At 63.4% G+C, this 14,674-nt stretch carries 15 protein-coding genes; 11 read left to right on the forward strand and 4 right to left on the reverse strand.

Translation table 11 applies throughout. From position 1 onward, the window contains the following. Positions 1–8: 8 nt before the first annotated feature. Positions 9–1,211, reverse strand: a complete 1,203-nt coding sequence (locus BAU07_RS10120; protein WP_066656930.1) for an amino acid aminotransferase — start codon at positions 1,209–1,211, stop codon at positions 9–11. Between the two features lie 77 nt (positions 1,212–1,288). Between BAU07_RS10120 and uvrB the strand changes: the two genes are divergently transcribed. From uvrB to BAU07_RS10175, 11 genes are all read left to right on the forward strand, one after another. Beyond that, positions 1,289–3,316: an excinuclease ABC subunit UvrB gene (uvrB, locus tag BAU07_RS10125; RefSeq protein ID WP_066656932.1), complete on the forward strand. Its 2,028-nt coding sequence runs from the start codon at positions 1,289–1,291 to the stop codon at positions 3,314–3,316. 300 nt (positions 3,317–3,616) lie between these two features. After that, positions 3,617–4,108, forward strand: coding sequence for a low molecular weight protein-tyrosine-phosphatase (locus BAU07_RS10130; RefSeq protein ID WP_066656939.1), 492 nt, complete (start codon positions 3,617–3,619; stop codon positions 4,106–4,108). A 242-nt stretch (positions 4,109–4,350) separates the two neighbouring features. Beyond that, complete coding sequence (iscR, locus tag BAU07_RS10135) at positions 4,351–4,905, forward strand: Fe-S cluster assembly transcriptional regulator IscR (protein ID WP_066656940.1); 555 nt, start codon at positions 4,351–4,353, stop codon at positions 4,903–4,905. Between the two features lie 19 nt (positions 4,906–4,924). Further along, positions 4,925–6,136: an IscS subfamily cysteine desulfurase gene (locus tag BAU07_RS10140; RefSeq protein ID WP_066656943.1), complete on the forward strand. Its 1,212-nt coding sequence runs from the start codon at positions 4,925–4,927 to the stop codon at positions 6,134–6,136. A 78-nt stretch (positions 6,137–6,214) separates the two neighbouring features. Continuing rightward, on the forward strand, positions 6,215–6,601 hold the full coding sequence (iscU, locus tag BAU07_RS10145) for a Fe-S cluster assembly scaffold IscU (RefSeq protein WP_066656945.1): 387 nt from the start codon (positions 6,215–6,217) through the stop codon (positions 6,599–6,601). A gap of 5 nt (positions 6,602–6,606) precedes the next feature. Further along, positions 6,607–6,930, forward strand: a complete 324-nt coding sequence (iscA, locus tag BAU07_RS10150) for an iron-sulfur cluster assembly protein IscA (RefSeq protein WP_066656947.1) — start codon at positions 6,607–6,609, stop codon at positions 6,928–6,930. Between the two features lie 2 nt (positions 6,931–6,932). Next, the gene (gene hscB / locus BAU07_RS10155; RefSeq protein WP_066656950.1) at positions 6,933–7,448 is read left to right on the forward strand and encodes a Fe-S protein assembly co-chaperone HscB; all 516 of its coding nucleotides are present in this window, start codon (positions 6,933–6,935) and stop codon (positions 7,446–7,448) included. 62 nt (positions 7,449–7,510) lie between these two features. After that, complete coding sequence (gene hscA / locus BAU07_RS10160; protein WP_066656951.1) at positions 7,511–9,376, forward strand: Fe-S protein assembly chaperone HscA; 1,866 nt, start codon at positions 7,511–7,513, stop codon at positions 9,374–9,376. 30 nt (positions 9,377–9,406) lie between these two features. Next, complete coding sequence (gene fdx, locus BAU07_RS10165; RefSeq protein WP_066656953.1) at positions 9,407–9,748, forward strand: ISC system 2Fe-2S type ferredoxin; 342 nt, start codon at positions 9,407–9,409, stop codon at positions 9,746–9,748. Then, a complete protein-coding gene (iscX, locus tag BAU07_RS10170) occupies positions 9,748–9,942 on the forward strand; it encodes a Fe-S cluster assembly protein IscX (protein ID WP_066656956.1) in 195 nt (64 codons plus the stop codon). Before fdx ends, iscX begins: the two co-directional genes overlap by 1 nt. A gap of 203 nt (positions 9,943–10,145) precedes the next feature. Then, a complete protein-coding gene (locus BAU07_RS10175) occupies positions 10,146–11,033 on the forward strand; it encodes a methylglyoxal synthase (protein ID WP_066656959.1) in 888 nt (295 codons plus the stop codon). A 121-nt stretch (positions 11,034–11,154) separates the two neighbouring features. On the opposite strand, the gene lysS is transcribed toward BAU07_RS10175, so the two are convergent. The 3 genes from lysS to prfB form a co-directional block, all read right to left on the reverse strand. Next, a complete protein-coding gene (lysS, locus tag BAU07_RS10180; RefSeq protein ID WP_066656961.1) occupies positions 11,155–12,675 on the reverse strand; it encodes a lysine--tRNA ligase in 1,521 nt (506 codons plus the stop codon). Positions 12,676–12,681: 6 nt separating this feature from the next. Continuing rightward, on the reverse strand, positions 12,682–13,437 hold the full coding sequence (locus BAU07_RS10185; RefSeq protein ID WP_066656964.1) for an SDR family oxidoreductase: 756 nt from the start codon (positions 13,435–13,437) through the stop codon (positions 12,682–12,684). Positions 13,438–13,483: 46 nt separating this feature from the next. Beyond that, positions 13,484–14,588, reverse strand: a protein-coding gene (gene prfB, locus BAU07_RS10190) for a peptide chain release factor 2 (protein WP_157122168.1) whose coding sequence is annotated in 2 segments (ribosomal slippage) — positions 13,484–14,506 and positions 14,508–14,588 — 1,104 coding nt in all. Because the reading frame shifts where the segments join, the coding sequence is not laid out codon by codon here. Positions 14,589–14,674 lie beyond the last annotated feature (86 nt).

Raw genomic sequence — 14,674 nt, forward strand, 5'->3', positions numbered from 1 at the left:
ATTGCTGCTCATTTCAGTACCGCCGCAATGCCTTTGGCCACTGCGTCGATGTTCTGGCTGTTGAGCGCGGCCACGCAGATGCGGCCGCTGGAAATCGCGTAGATGGCGTGTTCATCGCGCAGGCGGTCCACCTGGGCGGAGGTCAGCCCCGAATAGGAGAACATGCCACGCTGCGCCAACACGAAGCTGAAGTCTTGTTGCGCGCCGTGCTGCTTGATCTTCTCGACGAGGTCACGCCGCATCAGGCGGATGCGGTCGCGCATGCCGGTCAACTCCTGTTCCCATAGCGCGAAGAGCTCCGGCGTATTCAGCACCGTCGACACGACCGTGCCACCGTGCGTGGGCGGGTTGGAATAGTTGGTGCGAATCACGCGCTTGAGCTGGCTGAGTACTCGTGCGGATTCGTCCTTGCTGCCTGCGATGATGGTCAGCGCGCCGACACGTTCCCCATACAGCGAGAACGACTTGGAGAAAGAGGAGCTGACGAAGATCGTCATGTCCATGTCGGCGAACAGGCGTACGACGGCCGCATCTTCGTGCAACCCTGCACCGAAGCCCTGGTACGCGATGTCCAGGAAAGGCACCAGGCCGCGTTCCTTGACGACATTGGCGATCTGCTTCCATTGCTCCGGCGTCGGGTCGACGCCCGTCGGGTTGTGGCAGCACGCGTGCAGCACCACGACGCTGTTGGCCGGCATGGACTTGAGGCTGGCCAGCATGCCGTCGAAATTCAGGCCATGCGTGGCGGCGTCGTAATAGGGGTAGGTCTCGACCTGGAAGCCGGCTCGCTCGAACAGCGCCCGGTGGTTCTCCCAACTGGGGTCGCTGATGTAGGCCTTGGCCTGGGGCAGCAGCTGGCGCAGGAAATCGGCACCGATCTTCAGCGCGCCGGTGCCGCCCAGGGCCTGCGCGGTCAGCACGCGTCCCGCCGCGGTCAGGGGGGAATCCGCGCCCAGCAGCAACGCCTGCGCACCCTTGTTGTAACCGGCAATTCCTTCGATGGGCAGATAGCCGCGCGCGGCAGCTGCCTCGATACGAGCCACTTCGGCCTTGCGGACCGCGGCCAGGAGCGGAATGCGCCCGTTGTCGTCGTAGTACACCCCCACGCCCAGGTTGACCTTGCCCGGGCGGGTATCGGCGTTGTACTGGTCATTCAGCCCGAGGATAGGGTCGCGCGGGGCCAACTCGACGTTCTGGAAGAGGGTGCTCATCGGATCGGAGAAAGGGATGGGTGGACGCAGCCGTTTATGCGGCGGATAATGGGGGGTTTACCCTGAGACAGTCTAGCATGACCTCACCTGGATTCGTCGAGTTTCCCGATAGCCCATTCCAGCTTTACCAGCCTTACCCACCGGCCGGGGATCAGCCCGCCGCGATCGGCGCGCTGGTGGATGGCGTGCGCGATGGGCTGATGTACCAGACACTGCTGGGCGTGACAGGGTCCGGCAAGACGTACACCATGGCCAACGTCATTGCGCGGCTGGGCCGCCCGGCGCTGGTCCTGGCCCCCAACAAGACGCTCGCTGCCCAGCTTTACGCGGAGATGCGCGAGTTCTTCCCGAAGAACGCCGTCGAGTACTTCGTTTCCTATTACGACTATTACCAGCCCGAAGCCTATGTGCCGACGCGCGACCTTTTCATCGAAAAGGACTCGTCGATCAACGAGCACATCGAACAGATGCGGCTGTCGGCCACCAAAAGCCTGCTGGAGCGTCGCGACACGGTCATCGTGGGCACCGTGTCGTGCATCTACGGTATCGGCAATCCCGGCGACTATCACGCCATGGTGCTGATCCTGCGCGCGGGCGATCGCATCTCCCGCCGCGAAATCCTCGCGCGCCTGGTGGCGATGCAATACACGCGCAACGATGCGGAATTCACCCGCGGCGTGTTTCGCGTGCGTGGCGAAACCATCGACATTTTTCCTGCGGAAAGCGCGGAGCTGGCATTGCGCCTGACCCTGTTCGACGACGAGGTGGAAACCCTCGAATTGTTCGATCCGCTGACGGGCCGGGTGCGCCACAAGGTGCCGCGCTTCACGGTGTATCCCGGCTCCCATTACGTTACGCCGCGCGATACCGTGCTGCGCGCCATCGAAACGATCAAGGAAGAACTGCGGGAACGGGTCAAGCTGTTCATCGCGGAAGGCAAGCTGGTGGAAGCCCAGCGGCTGGAGCAGCGCACCCGTTTTGACCTTGAGATGCTCCAGGAGTTGGGGTTCTGCAAAGGGATCGAAAACTACTCGCGCCACCTGTCTGGCGCGGCCCCGGGAGAGCCACCGCCGACATTGATCGATTACCTGCCTGCCGACGCGTTGATGTTCATCGACGAGAGCCATGTCACGATCGGACAGCTCAGCGGCATGTACCGGGGTGATCGTTCGCGCAAGGAAACCTTGGTCCAGTACGGTTTCCGCCTACCGTCCGCTTTGGATAACCGCCCCCTGCAATTGCAGGAATTCGAAGCGCGCATGCGTCAGTGCATGTTTGTCTCGGCCACGCCGTCCGCCTACGAGCGCGAACATTCCGACAACGTCGTGGAGCAGGTGGTGCGGCCCACCGGACTGGTCGATCCCATTGTGGAGGTCCGGCCCGCTCGCACCCAGGTGGACGACCTGCTCGGGGAAATCAAGCTGCGTGTCGCGCAGGCCGAGCGTGTGCTGGTCACTACGCTGACCAAGCGCATGGCCGAAGACTTGACGGACTATCTGGCCGAGCACGGCATACGCGTGCGCTATCTCCATTCGGATATCGACACCGTGGAACGTGTGGAAATCATCCGGGACTTGCGTCTGGGCACCTTCGATGTCCTGGTGGGGATCAACCTCCTGCGCGAGGGACTGGATATTCCGGAGGTCTCCCTGGTGGCCATCCTGGATGCAGACAAGGAGGGGTTTCTTCGCTCGGAGCGCAGCCTGATCCAGACCATCGGGCGGGCGGCGCGCAACCTGAATGGCCGCGCCATTCTCTATGCCGACCGGATCACCGATTCGATGCATCGCGCCATTGGCGAGACCGAGCGCCGGCGCGCCAAACAGGAAGCTTTCAACCTGGAGCACGGGATCACCGCCAAAGGCGTGCACAAAGCGGTGCGCGAACTTATCGATGGAGTGGTGGCGCCAGCGCACCATTCCACTATCGAGGACGCCGTTCCCATTGAGGCCTTGACGGATGAGAAGGCCCTGGCGAAGGAAATTCGCCGGTTGGAGAAGCTCATGATGGACCACGCGCGCAATCTCGAGTTCGAACAGGCGGCTGCCGCCCGGGACGCCTTGAATGCGCTGAAGGAACGCGTCCTGCTAGATGGTGCGCGGTAAAGGGTGGATCGACGAGGCGTGCAGTGCGGGGATTAGGCCACTGTACTGCCTGTCCACCGGCAGTCATCGGCCGGAAATCGGGCTGACATAACGGCGACATGCTTGTATGTTGCAACGCAGCCGCGCGGACCGTTGAAGCGGCCGCGTAATCCGCTTAGAAAACATCAATCGTTTTGTTAGCTATCCGCTATAAGTCCCTAATTTGTCGGGATTTTTGACGCTGTTCCCCAGGCCCGGCCCAAGCTCTTTGAGTACAAAAAAAGCTTGCCTAGTTCCGGGTTTTCCCGCAGACTACGAACCATGATGACCAAGGTACTTTTCGTTTGCATGGGCAACATCTGCCGCTCGCCGAGCGCAGAGGGTGTGTTCCGCCGGCTGGTCAATGACGCCGGTCTGGGGGATGTCGTTCGGATCGACTCCGCCGGTACGCACGCTTTTCACATTGGCGAGGCGCCGGACGCCCGGGCCCAGGCCGCCGCCCGCAAGCGCGGCTATGAGATCACCCACTGCGAGGCGCGTCAGGTTACGCCGGAGGATTTCCGGGAGTTCGACCTGATCCTGGCCATGGACTGGGAAAACCTGTCGGCATTGCAACAGCAGTGCCCCAAGGCCTACCAGCACAAGCTGATGCTGCTGATGCGCTTCGCCAATGAGTTCGAAGAAGCCACCGTGCCCGATCCGTATTACGGCGGGCCGGAGGGGTTCGGCAAGGTCTTGGATTACCTGGAGGACGCCTGTCAGGGCGTACTGGAGCTGGTGCGCAAGCGCGCCACCCAGTATCAGGCTGCCTGACGGCATTTCATCCGCATCGAGCGATCCGCCGCCCATTGATCCGCAATGGTGCGGCGGTCGTCGCTTCATCGACTGTATTCACTGCCCAACCGCTTAACTAGCGGTTTTTTAATGGCAGCCTGCTCATCCCTATCGGCAGCAGGGTTTCATAGCAAATTAGTCGGGAATAGGCTATACTTGACGCAATTACTCAGGTATTGGTCCCGGCTTGCCGGGCCTGCTGACTAAACAGGAACCCGACTATGCGGCTGACCACGAAAGGGCGTTTTGCCGTGACTGCCATGATCGACTTGGCTATGCGGCAGCATAGCGGCCCGGTCACCTTGGCGGCCATCAGCCAGCGCCAGAACATTTCCCTTTCCTATCTCGAACAACTGTTCGGCAAATTGCGGCGCCACGAGCTGGTTGACAGCGTTCGTGGCCCGGGCGGCGGCTATTCGCTGGCCCGGCTGGCGCGCAATGTCACCGTGGCGGACATTATTTTCGCGGTGGACGAACCATTGGATGCCACCAGTTGCGCAGGCAAGCAGGACTGTACGAGCGGCAAGGATGGCAAGTCCGGCAAGTGCATGACGCACGAGCTGTGGGCCACCTTGAACCGCAAAATGGTGGATTACCTGGATTCGGTTTCCCTGCAGGATCTGGTGGACCAGCAACGCGTGCGGCAGCTTCAGGAAGCCAGCAAGCAAGCCCAGAATGGGACGGTGCGGGTGAACCGCGTGACCAACGGCACCGCGGTTTCCAGCCCTTGCGCCAACGCCGCTTCCGCGCCTACTGGCGCGTCCGCCACCGCATAAGAACTCAGGAGCTGTACGAATGACTACCCGTCCTATTTATCTCGACTACTCCGCTACGACGCCTGTCGATCCCCGCGTGGTAGAGAAAATGGTGCCGTGGCTGTATGAGAACTTCGGTAATCCGGCTTCGCGTAGCCACGCCATCGGCTGGGAAGCGGAGGACGCTGTCGAACGCGCGCGCGAAGAGGTTGCCAAGCTGGTCAATGCGGATCCGCGCGAAATCATCTGGACCTCCGGCGCTACCGAATCGGACAACCTGGCAATCAAGGGCGCGGCGAATTTCTACGCCGAGCGCGGCAAGCACGTCATCACCGTGAAGACCGAGCACAAGGCCGTCCTGGATACAACCCGGGAACTGGAGCGCCAGGGTTTCGAGGTCACCTACCTGGATGTGCAGGAAAACGGCCTGCTGGATCTGGACGTGTTCAAGGCGGCATTGCGGCCGGACACCGTCCTGGTTTCCGTGATGATGGTGAACAACGAGATCGGTGTCATCCAGGACATTGCCGCGCTGGGTGAAATCTGCCGCGAGCGGAACATCATTTTCCACGTCGATGCGGCGCAGGCCACCGGCAAGGTCGAAATCGACCTGCAAAAACTGAAGGTCGACCTGATGTCGTTCTCCGCCCACAAGACCTACGGTCCCAAGGGTATTGGCGCTTTGTATGTCCGCCGCAAGCCGCGGGTCCGCATCGAGGCGCAAATGCATGGTGGCGGCCACGAGCGCGGGTTCCGATCCGGCACGCTGCCAACCCACCAGATCGTCGGCATGGGCGAGGCCTTCCGCCTGGCGCGCGAGGAAATGGGTACGGAGAACGAACGCATCCGCATGTTGCGCGACCGCCTGTGGGCGGGCTTGTCAGAGATCGAAGAGGTCTACCTGAATGGCGATATGGAGCGCCGTGTCCCGCACAACTTGAACGTCAGCTTCAATTATGTGGAAGGCGAGTCGCTCATCATGGCGGTGAAGGAACTCGCGGTGTCCAGTGGATCAGCCTGTACCTCCGCCAGCCTGGAGCCTTCCTACGTCCTGCGCGCCCTGGGCCGCAACGACGAGCTTGCGCATAGCTCCATCCGGTTCACCATCGGCCGCTTCACCACTGAGCAGGAAATCGACTTCACGGTCGACCTCCTGAAGAAGCGGGTAGGCAAGCTGCGCGATATGTCGCCGCTGTGGGAAATGGCCAAGGAAGGTATCGACCTGAATAGCGTGCAGTGGGCTGCGCACTGATCGGCGGGGCCGATCCGCGCAGCTACCGCCACATCAACGAATCCGAATTGCCTTCGCCGAGCGAAGGGGAGAAACATCATGGCATACAGCGAAAAAGTTCTGGATCACTACGAGAATCCCCGCAACGTCGGGTCTTTCGACAAGGGCGACGAATCCATCGGCACTGGCATGGTGGGGGCGCCGGCCTGTGGTGACGTAATGAAGCTGCAGATCAAGGTCGGTCCGGACGGCGTCATCCAGGACGCGCGTTTCAAGACCTATGGCTGTGGTTCGGCCATCGCCTCCAGCTCGCTTGTCACCGAATGGGTCAAGGGCAAGACGCTGGACGAGGCGATGACCATCCGCAACACGCAGATCGCCGAAGAACTGGCGTTGCCGCCGGTCAAGATCCACTGTTCCATCCTGGCGGAAGACGCCATCAAAGCGGCCGTGCAGGACTACAAAGAAAAGCATACGCGGAGCTGATAGATATGGCGGTCACACTGACTTCCCAAGCGGCGAACCACATCAGCCGTTACCTGCAGCGCCGCGGCAAAGGGGTGGGCCTGCGCCTGGGCGTCAGGACCACCGGCTGCTCGGGCATGGCCTACAAGCTGGAATATGTGGATGAACCCGATGCCATGGATCAGGTTTTCGAGAGCCATGGCGTAAAGGTGTTCGTGGATCCGAAGAGCCTGGCCTATATCGACGGGACGGAGCTGGACTACGCCCGTGAAGGGCTCAACGAAGGGTTTAAGTTCCACAACCCCAACGAGAAGGCGACCTGCGGCTGCGGCGAGTCTTTCACGGTGTAGTTTTGGCTGCGGACGATCATTTCGCCTTGTTCGGGCTGCCGGCACGTTTCGATATCGACGCATCCAGGCTGGAGCAGGCGTGGCGGACGGTCGCGGCGCAGGTCCACCCGGACCGCTATGCCACGGCGTCGCCCGCCGAACGGCGGGTGGCGATGCAGTGGTCTGCCAGGGCCAACGAGGCTTATCGTCAATTGCGAGACCCGCTGCTGCGTGCGCGCTACCTGTGCGAGCGGGCGGGGGTGGACCTGCAGACCGAAAGCAACACGTCCATGGACACCGATTTCCTGATGCAGCAGATGGCGTGGCGCGAAATGCTGGACGACATTCGCGAGCAGGGCGGCACCGGGCCGGCTGCTGACACGCTACGCGCGCAGCTCGATGCCGCGGAAGCCGACCTCCGGCGGTCCGTGGGTGAATTGCTGGATGACCAAGACGATGCCGTCAGCGCGGCCACAAAGATCCGGGAGTGGATGTTCGTGCGCAAAATGAGCCAGGAGCTGGCGCTCGCCGCCGACTAGCCCGCGCCGCCCGTGCCGCGCCGACCCGAGCGCTGGCGCTCATAACCATAACGATTCCAACCATGGCTTTATTGCAGATTTCAGAACCGGGAGAGTCGCCGGCGCCGCATGAGCGCAAGCTGGCGGTCGGTATCGACTTGGGTACGACCAACTCGCTGGTGGCGGCCGTGCGCAGCAGTGTGCCCGAGGTCCTGCTGGACGAAACGGGTCGCGCCCTGTTGCCTTCCGCGGTGCGCTATCTGCCGGATGGCGCCATGGTGGTCGGGTACGACGCCCTCGCCACGCAGGCCGAAGATCCCAGCAATACCATCGTGTCCGTGAAGCGCTTCATGGGCCGTACGGCCGACGAGGCGCGCGCTTCGGGCGCCCGCTACGACTTCGTGGACGCGCCGGGCATGGTGCGCTTGCAGACCGTGCAAGGCGAGGTCAGCCCGATCGAGGTTTCGTCGCATATCCTCGCTCAGCTGCGCGCGCGCGCCACGGCCGCCTTGGGCGACGATTTGGTGGGCGCGGTCATTACAGTGCCGGCTTACTTTGACGATGCGCAGCGCCAGGCCACCCGCGATGCCGCCCGCCTGGCGGGCTTGAACGTGTTGCGGCTCCTGAACGAGCCTACCGCTGCGGCCATTGCCTACGGCCTGGAGAACGCCGCCGAAGGCGTCTACGCCGTGTATGACCTGGGCGGCGGCACCTTCGATGTATCGATCCTGCGCTTGACCAAGGGTGTTTTCGAAGTCATCGCCACGGGTGGCGATACCGCCCTGGGCGGAGACGATTTTGATGCGCTGATTGCTGAACGCGTAGCGGCCTCGCTGCCCGGCGCCGACCGGTGGTCGCGCCAGGACCGGCGTGCGCTGACGGTCGCGGCCCGCGCGGCGCGTGAAAGGCTGTCGGCCGAGACCCATACCGCCATCACCTTCCAACTGCAGGACGGCACGCAGGTGGATTCACCGCTGAGCCGGGCCCAGTTCGAAGTACTGGCCGAGCCCTTGATCGAACGTACGCTGGCGTGCGCGCGCCGCGCATTGCGTGATGCCGCGCTGCAGCCTGCTGACGTCAAAGGAGTCGTGATGGTGGGGGGCGCGACGCGCATGCCCATCGTGCGCCGAGCGGTGGGCGAACTGTTCGGACAGACGCCGTTGACCGATCTCGATCCGGACCAGGTGGTCGCTTTGGGCGCGGCCTTGCAGGCGAATCTGCTGGCCGGCAACCGGCTTCCGGGCGAGGATTGGCTGCTGCTTGATGTTATTCCGTTGTCGCTCGGCCTGGAGACCATGGGCGGGCTGGTGGAACGCATCATCCCGCGCAATAGCACTATTCCGGTGGCGCGGGCGCAGGAGTTCACCACCTTCAAGGATGGCCAGAGCGCCATGAGCATCCACGTGGTGCAGGGTGAGCGCGAGCTGGTCTCCGCCTGCCGTTCGCTCGCGCGATTCGAACTGCGCGGGATTCCACCGATGGTGGCGGGCGCCGCGCGCATCCGCGTAACCTTCCAGGTGGATGCCGATGGGCTGCTGGGCGTGACGGCTCGGGAGCAAAGTTCCGGCATCGAGGCTTCGGTGGTCGTCAAACCCTCGTATGGGCTGTCCGACGACGAAATCACCCGCATGCTCGCCGACAGCATCAGCCAGGCCGATGCCGATGCGCGAGCCCGGATGTTGCGCGAACAGCAGGTCGAGGCGCGGCAATTGGTAGAGTCGGTGCGCGCAGCGCTGGCCGCCGATGCCGATTTGCTCGATCCACGAGAACGTGCCGAGATCGATGGCGCGCTGCAGGCCGCCGATACGGCCCAGCACCGCGAGGACGTCGAGGCCGTGCGGGCGGCGGTGCAAGCGCTGTCCGACGCCACGGCATCGTTCGCCGCGCGCCGCATGGACCGCAGCATCCGCACCGCGCTGTCTGGCCGCAAGCTGGACGATTTGACCTGAGCAGTCGCCAATTTCCTCTCCTTACAGACCATGCCGAAACTGACCGTATTGCCGCACCCTGACGTCTGTCCCGAGGGAAAAGTGATCGAGGACGCGCCCGTCGGCGTGTCGATCTGCCGCATCCTGCTCGACAACCACGTCGAGATCGAGCATGCCTGCGAGCTGTCATGTGCCTGTACCACGTGCCATGTCATCGTGCGGGCAGGCTTTCAATCGTTGGACGAAGCCAGCGACATGGAAGAGGACCTGCTCGACAAGGCGTGGGGCCTGACGTCGACGTCCCGGCTCTCCTGCCAGGCCAAAGTGGCGGACGAGGACCTGACGGTCGAAATTCCGCGCTACACCATCAACCACGCCAAGGAGAGCCACTGATGAAGTGGACTGATACTTACGATATCGCCGCTGCCCTTGCGGACCGGCATCCCGATATCGATCCGGCACAGGTGCGGTTCACGGCGCTGCGCGAGATGGTGCTGGCGCTGCCGGACTTCGATGACGATCCGCAGCGCTGCGGCGAGAAAATCCTGGAAGCCATCCAGCAAGCCTGGATTGACGAGGCGGCCTAGAGACAGAGCTCCGTCCCCGGCCAGTCCCAGCGGCCATCCTGCATGGCTCGTCCCTTACCGGCCATTTCTGTCCGGCTGGCCCGGCATGGCAGCATGACGCCGCACCACCACATCCGAAGGCCCTGCCTGTCGGCATAACGGCGCGTTTCAATACCGGCGGTAGCAGTATCATCGCCAGTTGTTGCCACTCGACCTCTATCGACATGCCGCTCCCCATCCTGCGCTTCGGCTTGGCCGCCAATCGCATGCATCACGAGACGCCTGATGCGGTGTTGTTCGACTGGCTTCGGGCGTGCTCAAGCAGTATTCGCGAACTTGGCATCCATCTGTACACGGTGGGCCGCACGCATGACGCGATTTCGCGTGAAGGCATGCTGCAGGGCTATGCCGGGCTGATCCGATATCCGTACGGCCGCGAGGGCGGTTTGATGAAGCTCGTGGCCCGGATCACGGAGGCGCGGGACGGCACGCCGCCTTTCGATGGCGCGATCTACCTGATCGACCCCGTCGACCCATCCTCAATCTTTCCCGAGGCGCTGGCTTTGAAGCGGCAGTGCGTGACGCACGGCAAGCCTTTCATTTCCACGCTTGCTGGGGCGCTGGAATGGGTAGAGGTGGAGCGGCTGCATGCCGGTCTGGCGCCCGATCCGGGCCTGGGGGGCATGTTCGACTTCTCCGGCCAGACACTGGCGCTGATTGCCCATGACGCCCTGAAGGACGAAATGGTTGCGTTTGCCGACGCCCATTTCGACGTTCTGTCGCGATTCCGGCGCCGCGTGGCGACGGGCACGACCGGCGGCCGGCTCAATGAGCTGGCGTGGTCGCGCGGCTGGCCCAAGGACCAGTCCTGGGTGCACCGCTATCTGAGCGGGCCGCTGGGCGGCGATGCCCAGATCGCGGAATTGGTGCTCGAGCGCCAGTGCCAGCGCGTCATTTTCTTCGAAGATCCCCACGTCGCCCGGCAGCACGAGGCGGATATCCAATTGCTGGAGCGGGCGGTCCGCGTCGTGACGCGCACGGCCTCTTGCGCCACTTCGCCGGCCGTGGCGCGACGTTGGGCAAATGCCGCAGTCTTGCGCGATCGACACTGAGCCAGTCCTCGGCGCCCCACGCAAGGATGCCGGCGTGCCATACAAGGATGGCTGCATACCTTGCGCGATTGGCGGCCAGTTAGCGGGGGGCAGCCGCAATGCAAGCCCCCGGCCAAAGGCGTCAGTCCTCGCGGCGCAGGTGCGGGAAGAGGATGACGTCGCGGATGCTGGGACTGTCGGTCAACAACATGACCAGTCGATCGATGCCGATGCCGCAGCCGCCGGTGGGCGGCATGCCGTATTCCAGCGCACGGATGTAGTCCGCGTCGTAATACATGGCTTCTTCGTCGCCCGCGTCCTTGGCTTCGACCTGTGCGCGAAAGCGTTCCGCCTGGTCTTCCGGATCATTGAGTTCGGAGAAGCCGTTGGCGATTTCGCGACCGGTGATGAAGAGTTCGAATCGCTCCGTAATGCCGGTCCGGGTGTCGGAGGCGCGGGCCAGGGGCGATACCTCTACCGGGTAATCGACGATGTAGGTGGGCTCCCACAACAATGCTTCCGCCGTTTCCTCGAAAAGCGCCAGTTGCAGCGCGCCGCGGCCTGCCCTTGCAAGCGGCGGCGCATCGACGTCCACGCCCAGCTTCTTCAGCTCCGCGCGCAGCAGCGCGGTGTCTTCCAGCTGTTCACGGGTGTAGTGGGGCGCGTACTTCAGGATGGCATCGCAAATCGTCAGGCGGTCGAAGGGGCGGGATAGGTCGACCTCGCGCCCCTGGTAGGTGAGGACCGCGCTGCCCGTGGCGGCGATGGCGGCCTGTCGAAGCAGCTGCTCGGTAAAGTCCATCAGCCAGCGGTAGTCCGTGTACGCGGCGTAGAACTCCATCATCGTGAATTCGGGATTGTGCCGCGGACTGACCCCTTCGTTGCGGAAATTCCGGTTCACCTCGAATACGCGATCGAAGCCGCCCACGATCAGGCGCTTCAGATACAGCTCGGGCGCGATGCGCAGGAACATTTCCATGTCGAGCGCGTTGTGATGTGTGACGAAAGGCTTGGCCGCCGCGCCCCCGGGTATGGGGTGCAGCATGGGCGTTTCCACTTCCAGGAAGCCCGCATCCAGCATGTACTGGCGGATCGCGCCGACCGCCTTGCTGCGCGCCTCGAAGGTGCGGCGCGTAGCGTCGGTCATGATCAGATCGACGTAGCGCTGGCGATAGCGCAGCTCCTGGTCCGCCACGCCATGGAACTTGTCCGGCAGCGGTCGCAGCGACTTGGACAGCAGCCGCGCCTGGGTCGCATGGACAGACAGTTCACCCTTGTTGGTCTTGAAGACCGTTCCTTCGACGCCGATGATGTCGCCGATGTCCCATTGCTTGAAGGCCGTGTAGGCGTCTTCGCCCAGGACTCCGCGATCCAGGTAGATCTGGATGCGTCCGCTGGCATCCTGCAGCGTGGCGAAACTGGCCTTGCCCATGACGCGCTTGAGCATCATGCGGCCGGCGACCTTGACGACCTTGCCCAGCGCCGCCAGCGTGTCCTGGTCCGACTCGTCGTGCTCGGCATGCAGGTCGGCCGCGCGGGCGTCCGGGCTGAAATCGTTGGGGTAAGCAATGCCGCTTTCCCGCAGCTTGGCCAGCTTGGCGCGCCGTTCGGCGATCAGCCGGTTCTCGTCCTGCGTGAGGGGGGCGCTCGAAGTATCGGTCATCATGGATCAGTTGTAATTGCGGATGTCGTCGACCTCGGTCGTGCCGAAGTCGTCGCGTTCGAGATAGGCGGCGATGCGGGCCGCCACGCCCTGCGGCGTGGCCAGCTTGCCGCTCGCGTGCAGGTCCTGGAAACGCGAGAGGGCCGGGAAGGCGGCCGGATCGCTGGAACGGATGGCCGATTGCATATCGGTGTCCACTACGCCAGGTGCAAGGGAGACGAAGCGTGCGCCGTGGGCGTCCTGCTCCTGCATGGCGACACGGGTGTACATGTCCAGGGCGGCCTTGGTCGCGCAATAGACCCCCCAGCCCGCGGTCGGGTTGCGGCCCGCGCCGGAGGAAATGTTCAGCACGCGGCGATCGCCCTGCAGGCCACGGGTGGCGGCCAGGAAGCGCGAAGTCAGCAGCATGACGGCCACGACGTTCAGATTCAGCGCCTGGTTGATCGCGGCGGGGTCATCCAGGCCGTCCACAGGCGCTACCGGGCTTACCGTGCCGGCATTGTTGACCAGCACATAGCGTTTGGCGTCGCGCGGCAATCCGCCCATGACGCGGGCAGCGGTTTGCGCGGCTGCCGTGGGGTCCGACAGGTCCACCGCGATCTGTTCCAGCGTGCTGCCCTGGGCGCTGGCATGCGCAGCCAGTTCGGGATCCTGCCGACGTGCCAGCGTGAACAGGTGCGTGCCGGGCTTGGCAAGCTGACGTGCCAGGGCTGCGCCGATACCGCGGGAAGCGCCGGTGAGGACGACTACGGTGTGGGTCATGGTGGGGCCTTTGTGCGAAAGCGTGTAAGAGGGCAAGCGCTATGGATCAGACGCCCTGTTTGAGGCTGGCTTCGATGAAGGGATCGAGGTCGCCATCCAGGACTTTCTGGGTGTTGGAGATTTCCACGTTGGTGCGCAGGTCCTTGATGCGGCTCTGGTCGAGCACATAGGAGCGGATCTGATGGCCCCAGCCCACGTCGGTTTTCGAATCTTCCAGCTTCTGCTGTTCGGCCATCCGGTTGCGCATCTCCAGCTCGTACAGCCGTGATTTCAGCATCTGCATGGCCTCGGCCCTGTTGCGATGCTGGGAGCGGTCGTTCTGGCATTGCACGACGATGCCCGTGGGAATGTGCGTGATGCGGACCGCGGAGTCGGTTTTGTTGATGTGCTGTCCGCCTGCGCCGCTGGCACGGTAGGTGTCCACGCGCAGGTCCGCCGGGTTGACCTCGATTTCAAAGGACTCGTCCACCTCCGGGTAGACGAATACGCTCGCAAATGAGGTATGCCGGCCGCCGGAGGAGTCGAAGGGACTCTTGCGTACCAGGCGGTGCACCCCCGTCTCCGTGCGCAGGTAGCCGAAGGCGTATTCGCCTTCGATCTTGATGGTGGCGGACTTCAGGCCCGCGACTTCGCCTTCGGATTCTTCCAGGACTTCGGCCTTGAAGCCCTTGCGTTCGCAGTACTTCAGGTACTGGCGCAGCAGCATGGAGGCCCAGTCCTGGGCCTCGGTACCGCCGGCGCCCGCCTGGATGTCCAGGAAGCAGTTCAGCGGATCGGCGGGGTTGGAAAACATGCGCCGGAACTCCAGCCCTTCGAGCTTCTTCTGGAACTCGTCGGCGTCGCCCTCGATGGAGAACAGCGTGGCGTCGTCCTCGTCGCCGGCGGCCAGCTCGAACAGTTCGCGGGCGTCGGCCACGCCGCTGCTCAGCGCGGAAAGCGTCCCCACGACGTCTTCAAGGCTTTTCTTTTCCCGACCCAGGTCCTGGGCGTGCTTGGGATCGTTCCAGACTTCCGGGTTTTCCAGCTCGGCATTTACGACTTGCAGGCGTTCCGCTTTGGCATCGTAGTCAAAGATACCTCCGTAGAGCCTGTTCGCGCTCCGCGTAGTCGGCGAGGCGGGCTGCGAGCTGGTTCTGACGTTCGGCTTCCATGGCGTGTCCTGGCTGATTTTCGAAAACCTGGCATTTTACCGTGCATCGGCGGGCGGGGCCCCCGCCCCCGTCATGGGAGGCCGGCA

This window comes from Bordetella flabilis, assembly GCF_001676725.1.
Lineage (GTDB): Bacteria > Pseudomonadota > Gammaproteobacteria > Burkholderiales > Burkholderiaceae_B > Bordetella_C > Bordetella_C flabilis.

Excerpts from the sequence above, each read along its gene's own strand:
- BAU07_RS10120 (WP_066656930.1), bottom strand. The coding sequence starts at position 1,211 with ATGAGCACCCTCTTCCAGAACGTCGAGTTGGCCCCGCGCGACCCTATC.
- uvrB (WP_066656932.1), top strand. The coding sequence starts at position 1,289 with ATGACCTCACCTGGATTCGTCGAGTTTCCCGATAGCCCATTCCAGCTT.
- BAU07_RS10130 (WP_066656939.1), top strand. The coding sequence starts at position 3,617 with ATGATGACCAAGGTACTTTTCGTTTGCATGGGCAACATCTGCCGCTCG.
- iscR (WP_066656940.1), top strand. The coding sequence starts at position 4,351 with ATGCGGCTGACCACGAAAGGGCGTTTTGCCGTGACTGCCATGATCGAC.
- BAU07_RS10140 (WP_066656943.1), top strand. The coding sequence starts at position 4,925 with ATGACTACCCGTCCTATTTATCTCGACTACTCCGCTACGACGCCTGTC.
- iscU (WP_066656945.1), top strand. The coding sequence starts at position 6,215 with ATGGCATACAGCGAAAAAGTTCTGGATCACTACGAGAATCCCCGCAAC.
- iscA (WP_066656947.1), top strand. The coding sequence starts at position 6,607 with ATGGCGGTCACACTGACTTCCCAAGCGGCGAACCACATCAGCCGTTAC.
- hscA (WP_066656951.1), top strand. The coding sequence starts at position 7,511 with ATGGCTTTATTGCAGATTTCAGAACCGGGAGAGTCGCCGGCGCCGCAT.
- fdx (WP_066656953.1), top strand. The coding sequence starts at position 9,407 with ATGCCGAAACTGACCGTATTGCCGCACCCTGACGTCTGTCCCGAGGGA.
- iscX (WP_066656956.1), top strand. The coding sequence starts at position 9,748 with ATGAAGTGGACTGATACTTACGATATCGCCGCTGCCCTTGCGGACCGG.
- BAU07_RS10175 (WP_066656959.1), top strand. The coding sequence starts at position 10,146 with ATGCCGCTCCCCATCCTGCGCTTCGGCTTGGCCGCCAATCGCATGCAT.
- lysS (WP_066656961.1), bottom strand. The coding sequence starts at position 12,675 with ATGACCGATACTTCGAGCGCCCCCCTCACGCAGGACGAGAACCGGCTG.
- BAU07_RS10185 (WP_066656964.1), bottom strand. The coding sequence starts at position 13,437 with ATGACCCACACCGTAGTCGTCCTCACCGGCGCTTCCCGCGGTATCGGC.